General features: G+C 73.8%; 17 protein-coding genes. 6 read left to right on the forward strand and 11 right to left on the reverse strand.

Annotated elements, in window-relative coordinates; all coding sequences use genetic code 11:
* Positions 1 to 3 precede the first annotated feature (3 nt).
* Positions 4 to 195: a DUF397 domain-containing protein gene (locus HC362_RS07345; RefSeq protein ID WP_243083113.1), complete on the reverse strand. Its 192-nt coding sequence runs from the start codon at positions 193 to 195 to the stop codon at positions 4 to 6.
* The gene (locus tag HC362_RS07350; RefSeq protein ID WP_243083114.1) at positions 192 to 1,061 is read right to left on the reverse strand and encodes a helix-turn-helix transcriptional regulator; all 870 of its coding nucleotides are present in this window, start codon (positions 1,059 to 1,061) and stop codon (positions 192 to 194) included. The genes HC362_RS07345 and HC362_RS07350 overlap by 4 nt, the downstream gene beginning before the upstream one ends.
* Before the next feature lie 169 nt (positions 1,062 to 1,230).
* Here HC362_RS07350 and HC362_RS07355 point away from each other — a divergent pair, with 169 nt between their 5' ends.
* Entirely contained in the window at positions 1,231 to 1,680 is a 450-nt protein-coding gene (locus HC362_RS07355) for an ATP-binding protein (RefSeq protein ID WP_243083115.1), read from the forward strand.
* Here HC362_RS07355 and HC362_RS07360 read toward each other — a convergent pair.
* The 3 genes from HC362_RS07360 to HC362_RS07370 form a co-directional block, all read right to left on the reverse strand.
* Positions 1,670 to 1,963 (reverse strand): hypothetical protein, encoded by a 294-nt coding sequence (locus HC362_RS07360; protein ID WP_243083116.1) that lies wholly within the window; start codon positions 1,961 to 1,963, stop codon positions 1,670 to 1,672. The two genes, HC362_RS07355 and HC362_RS07360, sit on opposite strands and share 11 nt — an antisense overlap.
* 107 nt (positions 1,964 to 2,070) lie before the next feature.
* Positions 2,071 to 3,213: an FAD-dependent oxidoreductase gene (locus HC362_RS07365; RefSeq protein ID WP_243083117.1), complete on the reverse strand. Its 1,143-nt coding sequence runs from the start codon at positions 3,211 to 3,213 to the stop codon at positions 2,071 to 2,073.
* Between the two features lie 81 nt (positions 3,214 to 3,294).
* Positions 3,295 to 4,812 (reverse strand): MFS transporter, encoded by a 1,518-nt coding sequence (locus HC362_RS07370; protein ID WP_243083118.1) that lies wholly within the window; start codon positions 4,810 to 4,812, stop codon positions 3,295 to 3,297.
* A gap of 57 nt (positions 4,813 to 4,869) precedes the next feature.
* Between HC362_RS07370 and HC362_RS07375 the strand changes: the two genes are divergently transcribed.
* A complete protein-coding gene (locus HC362_RS07375; RefSeq protein WP_243083119.1) occupies positions 4,870 to 5,430 on the forward strand; it encodes a CGNR zinc finger domain-containing protein in 561 nt (186 codons plus the stop codon).
* A 37-nt stretch (positions 5,431 to 5,467) separates the two neighbouring features.
* On the opposite strand, the gene HC362_RS07380 is transcribed toward HC362_RS07375, so the two are convergent.
* Entirely contained in the window at positions 5,468 to 5,899 is a 432-nt protein-coding gene (locus HC362_RS07380; RefSeq protein ID WP_243083120.1) for a Rid family hydrolase, read from the reverse strand.
* Positions 5,896 to 7,146 (reverse strand): acyl-CoA dehydrogenase family protein, encoded by a 1,251-nt coding sequence (locus tag HC362_RS07385; protein WP_243083121.1) that lies wholly within the window; start codon positions 7,144 to 7,146, stop codon positions 5,896 to 5,898. The genes HC362_RS07380 and HC362_RS07385 overlap by 4 nt, the downstream gene beginning before the upstream one ends.
* A 197-nt stretch (positions 7,147 to 7,343) precedes the next feature.
* Between HC362_RS07385 and HC362_RS07390 the strand changes: the two genes are divergently transcribed.
* Positions 7,344 to 9,101, forward strand: coding sequence for an AMP-binding protein (locus tag HC362_RS07390; RefSeq protein ID WP_243083122.1), 1,758 nt, complete (start codon positions 7,344 to 7,346; stop codon positions 9,099 to 9,101).
* 21 nt (positions 9,102 to 9,122) lie between these two features.
* Positions 9,123 to 10,010: a PaaX family transcriptional regulator C-terminal domain-containing protein gene (locus tag HC362_RS07395; protein ID WP_243088413.1), complete on the forward strand. Its 888-nt coding sequence runs from the start codon at positions 9,123 to 9,125 to the stop codon at positions 10,008 to 10,010.
* A gap of 15 nt (positions 10,011 to 10,025) precedes the next feature.
* Here HC362_RS07395 and HC362_RS07400 read toward each other — a convergent pair whose 3' ends face one another.
* The 4 genes from HC362_RS07400 to HC362_RS07415 form a co-directional block, all read right to left on the reverse strand.
* A complete protein-coding gene (locus HC362_RS07400) occupies positions 10,026 to 10,298 on the reverse strand; it encodes a DUF3099 domain-containing protein (RefSeq protein ID WP_243083123.1) in 273 nt (90 codons plus the stop codon).
* A 31-nt stretch (positions 10,299 to 10,329) separates the two neighbouring features.
* The gene (locus HC362_RS07405) at positions 10,330 to 11,094 is read right to left on the reverse strand and encodes a hypothetical protein (protein ID WP_243083124.1); all 765 of its coding nucleotides are present in this window, start codon (positions 11,092 to 11,094) and stop codon (positions 10,330 to 10,332) included.
* Between the two features lie 173 nt (positions 11,095 to 11,267).
* On the reverse strand, positions 11,268 to 13,679 hold the full coding sequence (locus tag HC362_RS07410; protein ID WP_243083125.1) for an FAD-dependent monooxygenase: 2,412 nt from the start codon (positions 13,677 to 13,679) through the stop codon (positions 11,268 to 11,270).
* A gap of 7 nt (positions 13,680 to 13,686) precedes the next feature.
* Positions 13,687 to 14,514 carry an enoyl-CoA hydratase family protein gene (locus HC362_RS07415; RefSeq protein WP_243083126.1) on the reverse strand — a complete coding sequence of 276 codons (828 nt, stop codon included), beginning with the start codon at positions 14,512 to 14,514 and terminating at the stop codon, positions 13,687 to 13,689.
* Between the two features lie 276 nt (positions 14,515 to 14,790).
* Between HC362_RS07415 and HC362_RS07420 the strand changes: the two genes are divergently transcribed.
* Positions 14,791 to 16,044, forward strand: coding sequence for an ATP-binding protein (locus HC362_RS07420; protein ID WP_243083127.1), 1,254 nt, complete (start codon positions 14,791 to 14,793; stop codon positions 16,042 to 16,044).
* A 71-nt stretch (positions 16,045 to 16,115) separates the two neighbouring features.
* Positions 16,116 to 16,460 carry a nucleotide pyrophosphohydrolase gene (locus HC362_RS07425; RefSeq protein ID WP_243088414.1) on the forward strand — a complete coding sequence of 115 codons (345 nt, stop codon included), beginning with the start codon at positions 16,116 to 16,118 and terminating at the stop codon, positions 16,458 to 16,460.
* Positions 16,461 to 16,531 lie beyond the last annotated feature (71 nt).

The raw sequence follows: 16,531 nt of genomic DNA on the forward strand, positions 1-16,531 counted from the left end.
CCCTCAGCGCCCCGCCGCGAACCGCACGAAGTGGCTCCAGCATTCACGGCCCACCGCGAACGGCTGACGGGACGCGTCTTTCGAGTCCCGCACGTGGACAGCCTGTTCGGCGATCGCGACCTCCACGCAGCTGTCGCCGTCACTGCCGCTGTGGCTGGACTTGAACCAGGCAAGTTCCGTCATACCGCTGCTCATAGCTCTCCTCGCAGTCGCTCCAGCAGGGCCCGGGATTCCGTGGGGCTCAGGGCCTGCGAGCGCAGTGTGTCATAGCGTTGACAGAGGAGACTTACCTCTTTCCGGTCCGAAATCAGCCGACCGTTCCGCTGCCCTTCGGAGTAGCAGAGCCGCTGTCCCGCAGGAGTCTCCAAGATCTGCACAGGCCCGTCCAGACACGCATGCAACCCAACCTCCAGCGGAACCAGTTGAAGCGTCACATTCCTCGGGGCACTGCGCTCCAAGACGTGGTCGAACAGCTCGCGCATCGCCTCCGCGTCGCCGAACCGCCGCCGGAAGACATATTCCTCAACGATGAAGCTGAACGGCACCTTCGGCCGTTCCCTCATCGTCGCCTGTCGCTCCATTCGGGCGATGAGCTGCGTCTCCATCTCGTCGTCGGTCCGCAGGGGGATCGTGCCGTCGAACACGGCTCTTGCATACGCCTCCGACTGCAACAACCCCGGCACCAGTCGGCACTCGTACGTGCACAGGCTCACCGCCTTCCGCTCCAGCCGGGCCCAGCGGCGGAACCACGCGGCGAGTCCCGCCTCACCCCGGGTGAGGTGGCGGGCGGCTTTCCGTAGGGCGCCGGTGTTGCCCAGTGCTTCCTCCGCGCGTTCCACGAACTCCTTGTCCGGCATGCGGCGTCCCAACTCGACGGACTCCACCGTGTGCTTGGAGAACCGCACGCGGGTGGCCAGTTCCGTACGGCTGAGCCCCGCGTGTTCGCGCAGGGCCTGGACGACCGCCCCGAAGGTGCGCACACTGTCCGACGGGTGGGGTTCTCGCTCCCACTCCCCCTCCGGAACCGGCCGCCCGTCGGCGTCTTCCTCAGCGATGTCCATACGCCCGCCCCTCTCTGTCCGCACCGTGACGGCCCCTCACAGCCGTCGCGCTCACGACTCAGAGTGACGAGACCTTCTGCGTACTGTCCACCCCAAGTGCCCGTACGCTCACTCCGCGTACGAGGCGCCACGCTCGCACCCATCGGTTTCCGGCCGCCACGCTGGCTCCATGGACCGATCTGTTACCCAACTCGACGCCGCCCTCCGCACCTTCACTCAACTGCTCTCATCGACGCGGCGCGGCGCCCGGCTCGCCCGGCTGCTCGGCGTGGCCGAACTTCGCCGCTGGGGCGTTCCGCAGAACATTACGGAGCGTGCTGAAATCGTCGTCGCGGAGCTCGCTGCCAACGCCGCGCTCCACGGCCGCGTGCCCGGTCGCAGCTTCCGGCTCACGCTCGCTTTCGACCCGTCGGCGGCCCGCCTGCGTGTGGAGGTCACCGATGCACGCGGGGAGCTGTGGCCGCACCTCCCGCCGCCGGAGACCGAGTCCGGTGCGCTGCGTACGTGTGGGCACGGTCTGTCCCTGGTCGCCGCCCTGGCCGACCACTGGGACACCGTGCCCTACCCACCGAGCGGCAAGACCGTCCGCGCCGTGCTGCAAGAAGGGATCAGCCCTTGAGGGAGGCAAGGCCCGCTTTGACGTCGTCGACGTTCATCGCAGGCTGGACCGTCACCTCTGCGCCCAGCTCCCGGAAGAGGGGTTCGGTGAGGGTCACCAGCTGGGAGGAGTCCTCCATGTCGAAGACGAACAGGCAGCTGCGGTGCCCTCTGTCCGGGGTGAAGTAGGCGGCTTCCGGCTGGAGTCGCTGCAGCAGGGATTCGAGCACCTGGCCCATCTTGCCGCTCGCGATCAGCTCGGAGCCCTTTTCCGTGTCCAGCCTGGCCTTCAGCAGCATGCGCATGGCGCGGTCTCCTCACGGGTGGGATGCCGGGAGTTCTCACCCTCCCTCGGCCGGGATCGCCGCGCGAGGGGACAGCGCCCAAGGGGGTGACCGGGCCGTGCGCGGCGTCAGGCCGGGGCGAACCGCATCGGGTCGTACGGTGACAGGTCCAGCTCGACGGCGGGGTCGGGTTCCGGGGCGCGGCCGAGGGCCAGGCGGGCGGCGACGGTACCCGCGTACGGACCGGCGGTCAGGCCCCCTGAACCGAGGCCGTTCGCGACGACCAGGCCCTCCAGCGCGGCGACGGTGCCCAGCAGGGGCTGCCCGTCCGGGCTCGTCGGGCGGAAGCCGACCCGGTTCTCCAGGTGTGTGGCATCCGCCAGGCGCGGGGCCACCGCGAGAGCGTGCCGGAGGACTTCGGCGAGGCCGCCCGCCGTGACACGGTGGTCGAAGCCGGTGCCGTCCTCGCGGGTGGCGCCGACGACGACGCGGGAGTCGTCGAAGGTGAGCAGGTAGTGGCCGCTGCCGCTGGGCAGGACGACCGGCCAGTCGGACGTGTCCGAGCCGGGCAGCCGCAGGTGCACGATCTGGCCTCGCTGCGGTACTACGTCGATGTGCACCCCGGCAGGGCCCAGCAGCGCGGGTGACCAGGCGCCTGCCGCTGCCACCACGGCGTCGGCCGACACCAGTTCACCGGCCACCCGTACGCCGCGTACCCGGCCGTCGCGGACCTCCAGGCTTGCCGTACCGGAGAGGGCGCGCAGTCCGTGCCGTTCGGCGGCGGCGACCAGTGCGGCCTGGAGTCTGCGGCCGTCGAGCCGGGCGGCTCCGGACAGGTGGAGGGCAGTGCCCGCGAAGCCGCCACCGCTGTGGCCCAGAGCGGGGAACAGCCGTCGGGCCTCGGCTGCGTCGACAGTGGTGACCTCGCCCGCGTGCGGGTCGGCCGCCGCGCGTGCCGTCACGCGGGTCCGCACCTGTTCGGCGGCTTCCCCGTCGGGCGGGAGCAGGACGAGGGCGCCGACCTTGCGGTGGCCGACATCGGTTCGGCCGTCCTCGGCCAGGGCCGCGAGGAGGCCCGGGTAGTGACCGGCACCGGCCACGGCGAGGGGGTCGGCCACCCGGCCGGTCCAGGGGCAGATGATGCCCGCGCCCGCCGCGGTGGCACGGCCCTCGTGTACGGCGTCGACCAGGACCGCCTCGGCGCCCGCCCGTACCAGTTCGTACGCCGCGGCCGCGCCGACGATCCCGGCCCCGATCACGACAACTCGCACGCTGCCTCCTCCGCCCGGGCGGCCGGCAAGCCGATCTGACCTGATTCCACCGTCACAGGCCATCACCTGGCACGTCAGGCGTCAACGGCCCGTCGGTGCTGGCCCCCGGACCGGCCGGCTTGTGGCCGGGGCCCAGTGCCCAGTGCCCAGTGCCCACAGGAGCACACCGGCGGCCAGGTGCAGCGCCGCGACGAGAAGTGTGAGGGCTCCGGCGGGGAGGTGGGCGAGGGTGCCGACGAGTGCGGTGCCCAGCGCTGCCGAGGTCAGCTTGAGTCCGGCGCCCAGGGTGAAGACCTGCGTGCGGGCGCCCTCGGGTGCGTGGTCGGCGCGCAGACGCAGGGTGGCGGTCAGCAGCGGACCGTCGCCCAGCCCCGCGAGGGCGAACAGTACGACCGTCAGCGGGAGTTGCGGGGCCGGCGCCGCACCCGCCAGCGCGGTGGCGGTCAGCAGCAGGCTGAACAGGGCCAGCCGTGCGGGCCCTGGCGCCCGCCGCCACCGCGCCGTCCCCAGCGAACCGGCGAGCCCGCCCACCGCGAACGCCGTCATCAGCACCCCACCCGCGCCGGGTTCGCCCCGCTCCTGCGCGAGCAGCACACCCGTGACCGGCAGCGCACCGACACCCAGAAAGGCCACGCAGGTAGCGAGAGTGATGGCCCGCAACGGCCGGACGTGCCACAGGGCGCGGAAGCCGATGGTGAGCGCACCGGGCCCAGGCCCGGGTACGGGCGCGGACCCGGGCCTGGGCGCGGAGCCGGGCCTGGGCGCGGAGCCGGGCCTGGGCGCGGAGCCGGGCCTGGGCGCGGGCGGATGCGCGGACCCGCCCCCGAACGCGGACTCGGACCCGCCCCCGGACTCCGGCCCGGACGCGGGCGCGGGCGCGGGCCCAGGCACGGACCCGAGCACGGACCCGAGCACGGACCCGGGCACGGATCGGGTCCCGGACGCGGGCACGGACCCGGACGCGGATCCGGACGCGGATCCGGACGCGGATCCGGGCGGGGGTTGGCCCCCGGGGGCGGGGGCGGGCGCGCCCGGCGTGTGCCGGTGCGGGGGCAGCCGCAGGCCGGTGGAGAGCAGGGCCGCGCCGGTCGCTGAGGCGGCGAGCAGGGCCGTTGCCAGGGTCGCGGAGGCGGCTGCCGCGATGGTGCTGACGGCGGCCGGTGCGGTGACGGCGGCGGCGTTGTAGGTGGTGGCGTCCAGCGCGAAGGCCCGGGTTCGGGGCTGTCCGGCGGGGCCGAGGGAAGCCACCAGGCTGGAGAGGCCGCCGGTGACGACAGGTCCCACGCTGCCGCCGACCAGTGCGGCGGCCAGGGTCAGCGGCAGCGGTGCCCGCCCCAGGGTCAGCCCCAGCAGGGCGATCGCCGCGCCGAAGACGGCCAGCGCGCAGCCGTGGAAGAGGCGCCGCGCTCCGGCTCGTTCGGCCAGAGCGCCGACCAGCGGGGCCGCCACCGCGTGCGGTGCCAGCCAGGCGGCCAGGACGTAGGCGCCCAGTTCCGGGCTGTGGCCCGCCGTCCGCTCCACGGCCAGCAGTGCCAGCGCGATGCCGACGCCCTCGTCCGCGAGCCGTGCCAGGAAGGCCGTGGCCAGGTACGTCTTCATCCGCGCGGCTCCCGCTCCGGTACCTATGTGTAACGGCTTACTTCTATAATGCGTTACATGGAGCAGCATGGGGAACCCTGGGGCGGGTTCCGGCCCGGCGAGAGGCTGATCGAGCTGGCGAACGCCGTACGCGCGGACCCGGAGCTTCCCCGGGAGGTGATGGCCGCCGTCCTGGCCAGGCACGGCGAGACGGAACGGGAGTTGCGCGGCCTGACGGAGGGTGAGGCGGCAGCGCTGCGCCGCGCGGTCGCCGAGCTGACGGAGCGGGTGCTGGCGGAGACGGAGACCGACCGCGCGGCCGAGGCGCTCAACACGCTGCTGGAGCGCTGTGCCGCACGCCCTCGGTTGAGCCGGCATGACGGTCATGCCTGGCATCTGCACGTCGACCGGGGCGACGACGCGAGCTGGGCCGACTGGTTCACCGCGAGTGCCGCGCTGGCTCTCGCGCGGCTGTTGAGCGAGCGCGGCGGTGTCGCCTGGGGCGAGTGCGCGGCGCCGGGCTGCCGACGGCTCTTTCTCGGGGCCGGGCCCGGTGCGCCGCAGCGCTATTGTTCGCGGACCTGCGCCACGCGGAGCCGCGTCGCTGAGCACCGGCGTCGTAGACGGCGCGAGGGGTGAGTGCGCGCCGGGAGGGTGTGCCCCTTCCTGGTGGTCATTACGGCAGCACCGCGATGCCGTCCAGTTCGATGTGCGCCTCCTCGTCCCAGAGCCGGACCGCGCCGATGACCGCCATCGCGGGGTAGTCGCGGCCCGCGAGCTCCCGCCAGATGCGGCCGAGCTCGGGTGCGTGGGCCCGGTACGCGGGAACGTCGGTCGTATAGACGGTTACCCGGGCCAGCTGCTCCGGGGCACCGCCGCACGCGGCGAGCGCGGCGAGGAGATTGGTGAGCGCGGTGCGGAACTGGCCGGGGAGGGTGTGCGCGGCGATGCGGCCGTCGCCGTCCAGGGCCGTCTGGCCCGCGAGGAAGACCAGCCGCGAGCCGGCCGCCGTCACCGCGTGCGAGAAGCCGCGCGGCGGGGAGAGTTCGACGGGGTTGATCCGGTGCAGGGCGCTGCCGTCGGCGGAATCGGGGCTCGTGCTGCTCATGGGTGCCGCGCCTCCTTGTGCGTCTCCTTGTAGAGCTCCTTGGCGATGAGGGTGCGCTGCACTTCGCTCGCGCCCTCGTAGATGCGGGGTGCGCGCACCTCCCGGTAGAGGTGTTCGAGCAGATGCCCACGCTGGAGCGCTGCGGCCCCGTGGATCTGGACTGCGGCGTCCACCACGTACTGCGCGGTCTCGGTCGCCAGCAGCTTGGCCATGGCCGCACGCAGCGCCACGTCCTCGCCGCCCGCCCCCTCGCTGTCGTACGCGCAGGCGGCCGCGTACACCAGCAGCCGCGCCGCTTCCGTACGGGTCGCCATCTCCGCCAACTGGTGCGAGACGGCCTGGAGATCACGCAGGACGCCGCCGAACGCGGGCCGCCGGCCGGCGTGGGCCAGCGAGGCGTCCAGCGCGGCCTGCGCCATGCCGACGGCGAACGCGCCGACGCTGGGCCGGAAGAGGTTGAGGGTGCGCATGGCCACCCGGAAGCCCTCGCCCGGCTCGCCGAGCAGGTCGGCGCGCGTGACGGGTACGGCGTCGAAGGTGAGGGTGCCGAGGGCGTGCGGCGCCAGCATGTCGAGCGGCTCGCCGCTGAGCCCCGGCCGGTCGGCGGGGACGAGGAACGCGGTCACTCCGCGCGAGCCGGGCGCCTCGCCGGTGCGGGCGAAGACGGTGTAGAAGTCCGCCCATGGCGCGTTGGAGATCCAGGTCTTGGTCCCGGTAAGCCGCCAGCCGCCCGTACCGCCGGTCTCCCCGGCCCCCTCGACCCCGTCGCCACCACCCGCACCTTTCCCGCCCCGCACCTCCGGCTCCGCGCGCAGCGCCAGCGCCGCCGCGTCGCTGCCCGCGTCGGGCTCGCTCAGTGCGAACGCCGCGACCGCCTCCCCCGTGGCGACGGCGGGCAGCCAGCGTGCCCGCTGTTCGGCCGTTCCCACGTCCGCGACGGGCCCCGCACCGAGTCCCTGGAGGGCGAGCGCCGTCTCGGCCTCGGGGCAGGAGTACGCCAGGGACTCGCGGAGCAGACACAGGTCGAGGGCGGCGACCCGGCGCCACGGGGGTGCGCCGGGTACCGCTCGGGCCAGCAGCCCGAGCTCGCCGAGGTCCCGCAGCAACGGCCGGTTGACGCGCCCGGCCTCGCCTTCGGCGGCCAGCGGGGCGAGCCGTTCGGCGCCCAGCACGCGCAACTGTGCGCACCAGGCGCGCTGTTCGGGGGTGAGCGCGAACGAGGAGGTGGGTGGCGGGGTGGTGGTCATGGCTGCTCCCTCGGCCGTGGCCCGGTGCGACCCGGTGCGGCCCGCACGCGCGGGCCACCACCTCCTGTCTATCGCGGACCATTGACTGCCGTCACCAACGCGTTACGCTCATCGCCACTGCCGCACCCGGCGCCGTCGGCGGCCCGCCGAGCGTCGGCCGGCGTTCGGAAGGCCGCCCGCGAGGGGGTAGACCGGTCATGATTCCGACTCCGTCCGCGCACGTCGACACCTTCGTACGGGACCATCTGCCACCCCGCGACCAGTGGCCCGAGCTCCTGCTGGACGACCCGGACCTGGCGTATCCGGCCCGCCTCAACTGCGGTGCCGCACTGCTGGACCGCACCATCGAGCGGCTCGGCGCCGACCGTCCGGCGTTCCACTCCGGCGGACTCCCGGCGGCGGAAGGGGAGGACGGGCCGCCACCGCGCGCCACCTGGTCGTACGGCGAACTGCGCGCGACCGTCGACCGGCTGGCCCATGTGCTGACGCGGGAGCTGGGGGTGGTGCCCGGCAACCGAGTGCTGCTGCGCGGGCCCACCAGTCCCTATCTGGCCGCCTGCTGGCTGGCGGTGATGAAGGCGGGCGCCGTCGCGGTGACCGTGCTGGCGGCGCACCGGGCGCGCGAGTTGGCCACCGTCTGCCGACTGGCACGGATATCGCACGCGCTGTGTGACGCGCGGGTGGCCGACGAGCTGGCCAGGGCCGAGGTGCCGGGCCTGCGTACGAGGCTGTTCGGCACCGGGGATGCTCCCCAGCGCCCGGGAGGAGACGAGGACGATCTGCTGCGCACGGCGGCCGCCATGCCCGACCGGTTCGAGGCGGTGGACACGGCAGCCGACGACGTGGCGCTGATCGCGTTCACCTCCGGCACCACCGGCGACCCCAAAGGCTGTGTGCACTTCCACCGGGACGTGCTCGCCGTAGCGGACACCTTCGCCGCACGGGTGCTGCGGCCCGGCGCCGACGACGTGTTCGGGGGAACACCGCCGCTGGGCTTCACCTTCGGGCTGGGCGGGCTCGTGGTCTTCCCGCTGCGGGTGGGCGCCTCGGCGCTGCTGGAGCAGTGGAGCGGTGCGGCCCGGACGCTGGAGGCGATCACAGCACACCGGCTGTCGGTGCTGTTCACCGCGCCGACCGCCTACCGGACGATGCTGCCGCTGCTGGACGCGCCCGGCCCCGGCGGTCCGTACGACCTGTCCTCGCTGCGCCGCTGCGTCTCGGCCGGTGAGCATCTGCCCGCCGCCACCTGGGAGGCCTGGCACGCGCGCACGGGGCTGCGGATCATCGACGGGATCGGGGCGACCGAGATGCTGCACATCTTCATCTCCGCAGCCGACGAGGCGATCCGCCCCGGCCGTACGGGAGTCCCGGTGCCCGGCTACCAGGCGCGGATCGTCGCCCAGGACGAGCGGGGATCGCTGGTACCGGTGCCAGACGGTACCCCGGGGCTGCTGGCGGTGCGCGGCCCGGTCGGCTGCCGCTACCTGGCGGACGAACGCCAGCGCGCGTACGTACGCGACGGCTGGAACCTCACAGGGGACACCTATGTGCGCGACGCGGAGGGCTACTTCCGCTTCGTGGGACGCGCCGACGACATGATCATTTCTGCGGGGCACAACGTCTCGGGCCCCGAGGTCGAAGAGGCGCTGCTGCGCCACCCCGACGTGTGCGAGGCCGCCGTGGTGGGCCGCCCCGACGAGCGCCGGGGACAGTTGGTGGTCGCCCATGTGGTGCTCGCGGCCGGGGTAGAGCCCGACAGCGGGACGGCCGAGCGGCTGCGGCAGTTCGTGAAGGCGGAGCTGGCCGGATACAAGTGCCCGCACCGGTTCGTCTTCACCGGCGCGCTGCCGCGCACGCCCACCGGCAAGCTCCAGCGCTTCCGCCTGCGGGAGCTGGAGCGCGAGCGCGCGGGCCTGCCGCGGCCTGGCGGCGGTCCTGGCGGGCGGCAGCCCTAGAGTGACGGCGTGGTTCAGAACGTGTTTCCGCAGCTCGACGAGGCTGCTCAGGCCCCCGGTGCGCCGCAGCCGAGAAAGCCCTCACCCGGTTCCCTCATCCTCACTTTCTACGGTGCCTACGGGCGCGAACTGGAGAGCGCGGACGGCCGTACCGGCACCGTCCCCGTCGCCGCGCTCATCCGGCTGCTCGGCACCGTGGGCATCGACGCACCGTCGGTCCGCTCCGCGGTCTCCCGGCTCAAGCGGCGCGGGCTGCTGACCGCGGACAGACCCGGCAGCAAGGCGGCCGGATACCGGCCCTCGCCCGCTGCCGCCGAACTCCTCGCCGACGGTGACCGCCGGATCTACAGCCGTCCCGAACCGGACGGCGACTGGCTGCTGGCCGTCTTCTCCGTGCCCGAGAGCGAACGCGACCGGCGGCATCTGCTCCGCTCCCGGCTGGCCCGGCTCGGGTTCGGCAACGCGGCTCCGGGGGTGTGGATCGCGCCCTCGCACCTGGAGGAGGAGGCGCGGCACGCCCTCGACCGGCTGGAACTGGCGCCCTACGTCGACCTGTTCCGCGGCCGCCACACCGGCTTCACCCCGACCGCCGAGGCGGTGGCGCGCTGGTGGGACCTGGCGGCGGTGGCGGAGCGGCACCGCGCGTTCCTCGCCGAGCACGAGCCGGTGCTGCGCCGCTGGGCGCGGCGCAGCCGGGTACCGGGCGAGGCCGCCTACCGTGACTACCTGCCGGCGCTGGACGCCTGGCGGCGGCTGCCGTACGCGGACCCGGGGCTGCCGCCCGCGCTGCTGCCGGCGCGCTGGCCGGGCGAGCGTTCGGCGAAGGTGTTCTTCACGCTGCACGAGAAGCTGCGGGACGCCGGTCTCGCGTATGTGCGCGAGACGCACGCGGAGGCGCTCGGCCGCTGAGTGCGGGCTCGCCCCTTACGGGGCGTCCTTTCCGTGGTCGTCCTTTCCCTGGTTGTCGGGTCCCGGATCGTCCGGTCCCTGATCGTCCGGCGGCTCGTCCCACCAGCGGTCGTCGGACTCCCGCCGGTTGCCGACGATCGCGGCGAGCGGCGGGATGACCATGGCGACGACGCACATTCCGATGGCGGCGGGCACCGACCACAGCCGCACGAAGGCCCAGGCGCTGATGAACAGTGCCAGGCAGATGGCCATCAGCGTGAAATACCGCCGCCGCCTTCGTGCGTACATGTTTCCACCGTACGGCGGCGGCCCGCGGCCGTCAGTCGGGGCACACGGCGAAGCGCCGGGCCAGCTTCTCCAGGGCGTCGGCTGTGGCCTCCGGGTCGGTGAGCGGGCTCAGATGGTGCGAGGTGAGCCGCAGTACGCGGTGGCCGATGGCCTCGGCGCGCATCGCGGTGTCCTCGTAGCGGGGGCTCAGCCTCAGATAGGCGGTGCGTACGTGGTCGGGGTCGGGCGCTGCGTGCGGTGCGCGCTCCTGGAAGTAGGCCAGGGGCAGCCGGGGCAGTCCGGCGCGGAACCGTTCGCGAAGCTCGGGGTCGGGCACCTCGTCGCTCAGCATCCGCTCCGGCAGCCAGGCGTCCCAGGGCGGCAGCATCCCGTCCACGGCCAGTTCGCGGAGCTGCTCGGCGAGGTCCGGCGGGGCCGCCTCCAGCCAGCTGCGGCCGGGGTGCGGCCACTGTGCGTCCACGTAGACCGTGCCGGCGACCGTGCGCGGCGGGGAGTGGCCGTGGGTGAGGCGGGCGCGGAGTCCGGGGAGCAGCGGGCCGGCGCCGCTGTGCCCCGCCAGTACGACCGGCCACAGGGGCGCGGGCGCCGGGTCGGGCGGGCGCGCTGCCACCTGTCCGGCGAGGGCGTCCAGCAGCTTGGGGTAGTACGGGCCCGGACCGTCGAAGGCGCCGGCGAGGGAGGGAACGCTGACGGTGCGCCCCCGTGCGCGCAGCGCGTCGGCGACCGGCTGCCAGACGAGGTCTCCGGTCAGCGGACTGTGCACCAGCACCAGTTCGACCTGGTTCTCAGCGGGCACATCTCCCCCTTTTCCGGCTCTCGGCGGGTGTCCGCGCTGGCTCGCCCGTTCGCCCCCCGGGGCGCCTGCCACCCGGAGGCCGGGGTTCGCGAACGAGACCGCTCAGCCTAGACCCGCTGCGGGCCCGAATACCTGGGGATCACTACATACCGTACGGTATGTGCCAACTGTGCTCAGAGCGCCAGCCGAGGCTTGGGGGCGTCTGTGCGCCCGGTGGGGGGTCTGCGGCTGCCCGCCTGGTACGGCTCCGGCCACGGCGCACCCGGCCCCTCGTACCCCTGCTCGGCCGCCGCGTGCAGCGTCCAGTGCGGGTCGTACAGATGCGGCCGGGCCAGCGCGCACAGGTCGGCGCGGCCGGCCAGCACGAGCGAGTTGACGTCGTCCCAGGAGGAGACGGCACCCACCGCGACGACGGGGACGCCCAGCACGTTGCGGATGCGGTCCGCGTACGGGGTCTGGTACGAGCGCCCGAAGTCGGGCCGCTCATGGGCGACGACCTGCCCGGTCGAGACGTCGATCGCGTCCGCGCCCCGCTCGGCGAAGGCGGCCGCGATCCGTACCGCGTCGTCCCCCGTCGTACCGCCCGGAGCCCAGTCGGTGGCGGATATCCGTACGGTCATGGGGCGTTCGGCGGGCCAGACCTCGCGCACCGCGTCGAAGACCTCCAGGGGATAGCGCAGCCGTGCCGCAAGCGAGCCGCCGTAGGCGTCGGTGCGGCGGTTGGTCAGCGGCGAGAGGAAGCCCGAGAGCAGATAGCCGTGCGCGCAGTGCAGCTCCAGCAGATCGAACCCGGCGCGTGCGCCCCGCCGGGCCGCGGCGACGAACTCCTCCCGGATCGCGGCCATCCCCTTCGGCGTCAGCTCGTGCGGGGTCTGGCTGACACCGGGACGGTAGGGCAGCGGGGATGCGGCCACCAGCGGCCAGTTGCCCTCCGGCAGCGGCTCGTCGATGCCCTCCCACATCAGTCGGGTCGAGCCCTTGCGCCCCGAGTGGCCGAGTTGCAGGCCGATCGCGGCGGTCGGCGACTGGCGGTGCACGAAGTCGGTGACGCGCCGCCAGGACGCCTCCTGCTCGTCGTCCCACAGCCCCGCACAGCCCGGTGTGATGCGGCCCCGCGCCGAGACGCACACCATCTCGGTCATCACCAGCCCGGCCCCGCCGAGCGCCCGCGCGCCCAGGTGGACGAGGTGGAAGTCGCCGGGCACGCCCCGGCGCGACTTGTACATGTCCATCGGGGAGACCACGACCCGGTTGCGCAGCTCGAGACGGCGCAGCCGGAACGGGGTGAACATGGGCGGGGTCTTCGGCCGTATCCCCGCCTCGCGCTCGGTGGCGGCGACGAAACCGGCGTCCCGCAGCCGCAGGTTGGCGTGGGTGACACGGCGGCTGCGGGTGAGCAGATTGAAGGCGAACCGGTAAGGCGGCTGAGCGGTGTACCCGGCCAGCTCCTCGAACCAGGTCAGGCTGGCGTGCGCGGCGCGCTGCGTGGACGCCACGACCGGGCGGCGCTCGGCCTCGTACGCGGCCAGTGCGGAGGACAGGTCGGGCTGTTCCCGCAGGCAGGCGGCGAGCGCCAGAGCGTCCTCGACGGCGAGCTTGGTGCCCGAGCCGATCGAGAAGTGCGCGGTGTGCGCGGCGTCGCCGAGCAGCACGATCTTTCCGGCGTCCGTCCCGTGCCACCAGCGCTCGTTGACGACGGTGCGGAAGGCGGTCCACTGCGAGCGGTTGCCGCGCAGCGTGCGCCCGCCGAGCGTGTGCGGGAAGAGCGCGGCGCACCGCTCGGCGGCGCCGTCCTCGTCCAGCCGGTCGAGGCCGGCGGCCCGCCACACCTCTTCACGGGTCTCGACGACGGCGGTCGAGCGGCCGGTCGAAAGCTGCGGCCCGGAGGGCCACGATGAGGGGTGGTGGTCGGGTGACGGATGGACCTGCGGCCCGGAGGGCCACGATGAGGGGTGGTGGTCGGGTGACGGGTGGGCATAGGGGTAGGCGTGCAGCTGGAGAACGCCGTGCGGGGTCTCGGCGATCTCGAAGCGGAAGGCGTCGAGGGCGAAGTCGGCGGCGAGCCAGATGTAGCGGCACCGGTGCGTGGTGACCGTGGGCCGGAAGATGTCGGCGTGTGCCGTACGGGTGGCGCTGTGCACCCCGTCCGCCGCGATCACCAGGTCGTTGGTGCGGGCCAGTTCCGCCGCCGGCGGCGCCTGGGTGCGGAAGCGCAGGGTGACACCGAGCCGTCGGCAGCGCGCGTGCAGCACCGACAGCAGCGTACGGCGGCCGAGCGCGGCGAAACCGTGCCCGGCGCAGCTGAGGGTGCGGCCGCGGTGGACGACCTCGATCGCGTCCCACCGCACCATGTGCTCGCCCAGGGTGGCGAACACCTCGGGGTCGGCGTTCTCGATACCGCCGACCGTCTCGTCGGAGAGCACCACACCGAAGCCGAACGTGTCCCCGGGGGCGTCGCGTTCGTAGACGGTCACCTCGCGCGCCGGGTCGAGCCGCTTGAGCAGCAGCGCCCCGTACAGCCCTCCGGGGCCGCCGCCGATGACGGCCACCCGCAGCGGCCGGCCCCCGGCCCGTGGCACCGTCACGGCTGTCTCACCTGCCCCGCCAGGCGGGCGGCCGCTTCTCGGTGAAGGCCGCGTGGAACTCCTTGTAGTCCTCGCCGTGCATCAGCAGCGCCTGGGTGGCCGCGTCCAGTTCGACGGCGCCGGCCAGCGGGAGGTCCAGTTCGGCGGTGAGCAGCGCCTTGGTCTGCGCGTGGGCGAGCGCAGGGCCGTCCGCCAGCCGCCGGGCCAGCGCGTGGGCGGCCTGCTCGGTCTCGCCTTCGGACACCAACTGGCTGAGCAGTCCGATCCGTTCGGCCTCCGGCGCCCGCACGGGCTCGCCCAGCATCAGAATGCGGGTGGCGTGGCCGAGCCCGACGACGCGGGGCAGCAGATAGGCGGCGCCCATGTCGCCGCCGGACAGGCCCACCTTGGTGAACAGGAACGCGAACCGCGCCGTGGGGTCGGCCACCCGGAAGTCCGCGGCCAGCGCCAGCACCGCGCCCGCGCCGGCCGCGGCGCCGTGCACCGCGGCGATCACGGGGAACGGCGCCTCTCTCAGCGCCCGCACGACGTGCCCGGTCATCCGGTTGAAGTCCAGCAGCCGCGCCGTGTCCATGCCGAGCGTGGCGCCGATGATCTCCTCCACGTCGCCGCCCGAGCAGAAGCCGCGCCCCTCCCCCGCCAGCACCAGCGCGCGGGTGCGGTGCCGGTGCGACAGCTCGGCGAGCAGATCGCGCAGGTCGGCGTACGCCTCGAAGGTCAGCGCGTTCAGCTTCGCGGGCCGGGCGAGCGTGACGGTGGTGACCCCGTCCTGCTCCTCGACGCGCAGATGCCGCCACTCCTCGGTGCGCCGCGCTGATCCGGTGAACGGGCTCATTCCGCAGCCTCCGTCGCTCCGTCGGCGAACCGTGCATCCGCGAACCGCCACGGGGGCGTGCGGCTCCACTCGGCGAACGTATCACTCGTCTGTGACTGTCGTCACCAGTACGCGATAGCCGTGGATGCCTCCCCCTCGGCACATGCGACGGGTCGTGCCATACCGCGCCGCAGCCCAACTGCCCGCCGCAGCAGCCCACTCGCGCGTCATCCGATCGGGGGAGCAGGCGGGTGCGGGAACGGTTCGCCGCGCGGCGGCGTGCGTACGGTCGCCGCCATGGGAGCGTCACAGCAGGCCGGCCCGACGGCCGCCCTGGACGGTCCGGTGGCCGCTCCGGGCGGCCCCGGGCAGAGCGTCCGGGCACCGGCCGTCAGCGCGCTGCGCCTGTCCGCCTTCCGGTCCTTGCGCGCCCGTACCGTCCCACTGGGCCCCGTCACGGTGCTGACCGGACCTGGCGGCAGCGGCAAGTCGACGGTCCTGGAGGCGTACGAGGCGCTGGCCCGGCTCGGGCAGGGCGGGCTGCTGGAGGAGGTGTTCGGGCAGCGGGCCACCCCGCCGGGCCGCCCCTCCCCGTACGTACCGCACACCGCACGGGCCGACCGGCAGGGGCGGCGCGGGTTCCGGCTGGGCTGCGCCGTGACGGGCCCGGCCGGACCACTGCACTTCGACGTCGCCGTACAGGCCGAGCCCGAACTGCGGGTCGTGGGCGAGCGGTTGTCACGCCCCACGGGCGAGACGCTGGTGGCGACAGCCCTGCTGGACCCGGCCCGGCACTCGGTGACCGCCACCCGGCAGGTGGCGGGGGTGAGCCGGGCGCTGCGGACGCCCTTCCCCGACGACCGGCTCACCCTCCCGCTGCTCCCGCTGCGCGTGGCGGGCAACACCGCGGAGGACCGCGCGCTGCTGGCGGCCGTCGAACAGGTCGTCGTCGCCCTGCGCTCGGTCTTCTGGTGCGACCCGGTGCCCGCGCGGATACGGGAGCCCGTCGCGGCCCGGGACGGCAGACTGCGCGGCGACTGCGGCAACCTGGCCGACGTACTGCGCCGTACGCACGCGGAGTGCGCCACCCGGCACGCCGCGCTGCTAGCGGTGGTGCGCGAGGGCTGCGCCGGGCCGGTGACCCAACTGCGTACCGAGACGACCGGGAGCGCGGGGAGCGCCCTGGTGCGGGGAGTACTCGAGCGGGGTGTGCGGGAGCGGGGCGGCAGCGCACCGGCCACTCCGCTGGAGTGGCTTGGCGAGGGCGAGTTGCGGTTCCTGGCGCTGGCTCTGGTGCTGGTGACCGGCCCCGGGGTGCTGTCGGTGCAGACGGTGGACGAGGTACCGGCGGCGCGGCAGGCGCTCACGGTGCTCGCCGACGGCCTGGACCGGGCGCTGGACGCACGGCAGACGGCCGAACTGCTGGCCCTGGCGGGCCGGATGGCGCGGCGCGGCCATGTGCGGCTGCTGGCGACCGGCCCGTCGGGAGGTGCGCTGGCGCGGGAGGCGGCGCGGACCGAGGGCCTGGCCCTGGTAGACCTTGGGAGGTGAACGAAGAGCACGACGAGACACGAGCGGCCGAGCAGACGGCCGGCGACACCGGAAACCAGGACGGCCCGGCAGTGGCCCCCCGCACGGTCGCGGGGCTGCAGCAGCGCCTCGCACGGTTCGCGGAGGCGCGGGACTGGGGGCAGTACCACACCCCCAAGAACCTGTCCGCGGCGCTGAGCGTGGAGGCGGCCGAACTGGTGGAGATCTTCCAGTGGCTGACGCCGGAGCAGTCGGCCCGGGTGATGACCGACCCGGAGGCGGCCGCGCGGGTCGAGGACGAGGTCGCCGACGTCCTCGCCTACCTCCTCCAGTTCTGCCATGTGGTGGGTGTCGACCCCCTCGTGGCACTGGAAGCAAAGATCGAGAGGAACGAAACGCGTTTCCCGAAGCCCGGAACCGGTCACTCTATGGAGTGACGAACTTCTTCACACGAGCCTTTTATCCAGGTAATTCCGAAACCTCCTGGCGGAGCTGACCATTTGCAGTC

The organism is Streptomyces sp. 891-h, from assembly GCF_022760275.1.
Classification (GTDB): domain Bacteria; phylum Actinomycetota; class Actinomycetes; order Streptomycetales; family Streptomycetaceae; genus Streptomyces; species Streptomyces spirodelae.

Excerpts from the sequence above, each read along its gene's own strand:
- HC362_RS07345 (WP_243083113.1), bottom strand. The coding sequence starts at position 195 with ATGAGCAGCGGTATGACGGAACTTGCCTGGTTCAAGTCCAGCCACAGC.
- HC362_RS07350 (WP_243083114.1), bottom strand. The coding sequence starts at position 1,061 with ATGGACATCGCTGAGGAAGACGCCGACGGGCGGCCGGTTCCGGAGGGG.
- HC362_RS07355 (WP_243083115.1), top strand. The coding sequence starts at position 1,231 with ATGGACCGATCTGTTACCCAACTCGACGCCGCCCTCCGCACCTTCACT.
- HC362_RS07360 (WP_243083116.1), bottom strand. The coding sequence starts at position 1,963 with ATGCGCATGCTGCTGAAGGCCAGGCTGGACACGGAAAAGGGCTCCGAG.
- HC362_RS07370 (WP_243083118.1), bottom strand. The coding sequence starts at position 4,812 with ATGAAGACGTACCTGGCCACGGCCTTCCTGGCACGGCTCGCGGACGAG.
- HC362_RS07375 (WP_243083119.1), top strand. The coding sequence starts at position 4,870 with ATGGAGCAGCATGGGGAACCCTGGGGCGGGTTCCGGCCCGGCGAGAGG.
- HC362_RS07380 (WP_243083120.1), bottom strand. The coding sequence starts at position 5,899 with ATGAGCAGCACGAGCCCCGATTCCGCCGACGGCAGCGCCCTGCACCGG.
- HC362_RS07385 (WP_243083121.1), bottom strand. The coding sequence starts at position 7,146 with ATGACCACCACCCCGCCACCCACCTCCTCGTTCGCGCTCACCCCCGAA.
- HC362_RS07390 (WP_243083122.1), top strand. The coding sequence starts at position 7,344 with ATGATTCCGACTCCGTCCGCGCACGTCGACACCTTCGTACGGGACCAT.
- HC362_RS07400 (WP_243083123.1), bottom strand. The coding sequence starts at position 10,298 with ATGTACGCACGAAGGCGGCGGCGGTATTTCACGCTGATGGCCATCTGC.
- HC362_RS07415 (WP_243083126.1), bottom strand. The coding sequence starts at position 14,514 with ATGAGCCCGTTCACCGGATCAGCGCGGCGCACCGAGGAGTGGCGGCAT.
- HC362_RS07420 (WP_243083127.1), top strand. The coding sequence starts at position 14,791 with ATGGGAGCGTCACAGCAGGCCGGCCCGACGGCCGCCCTGGACGGTCCG.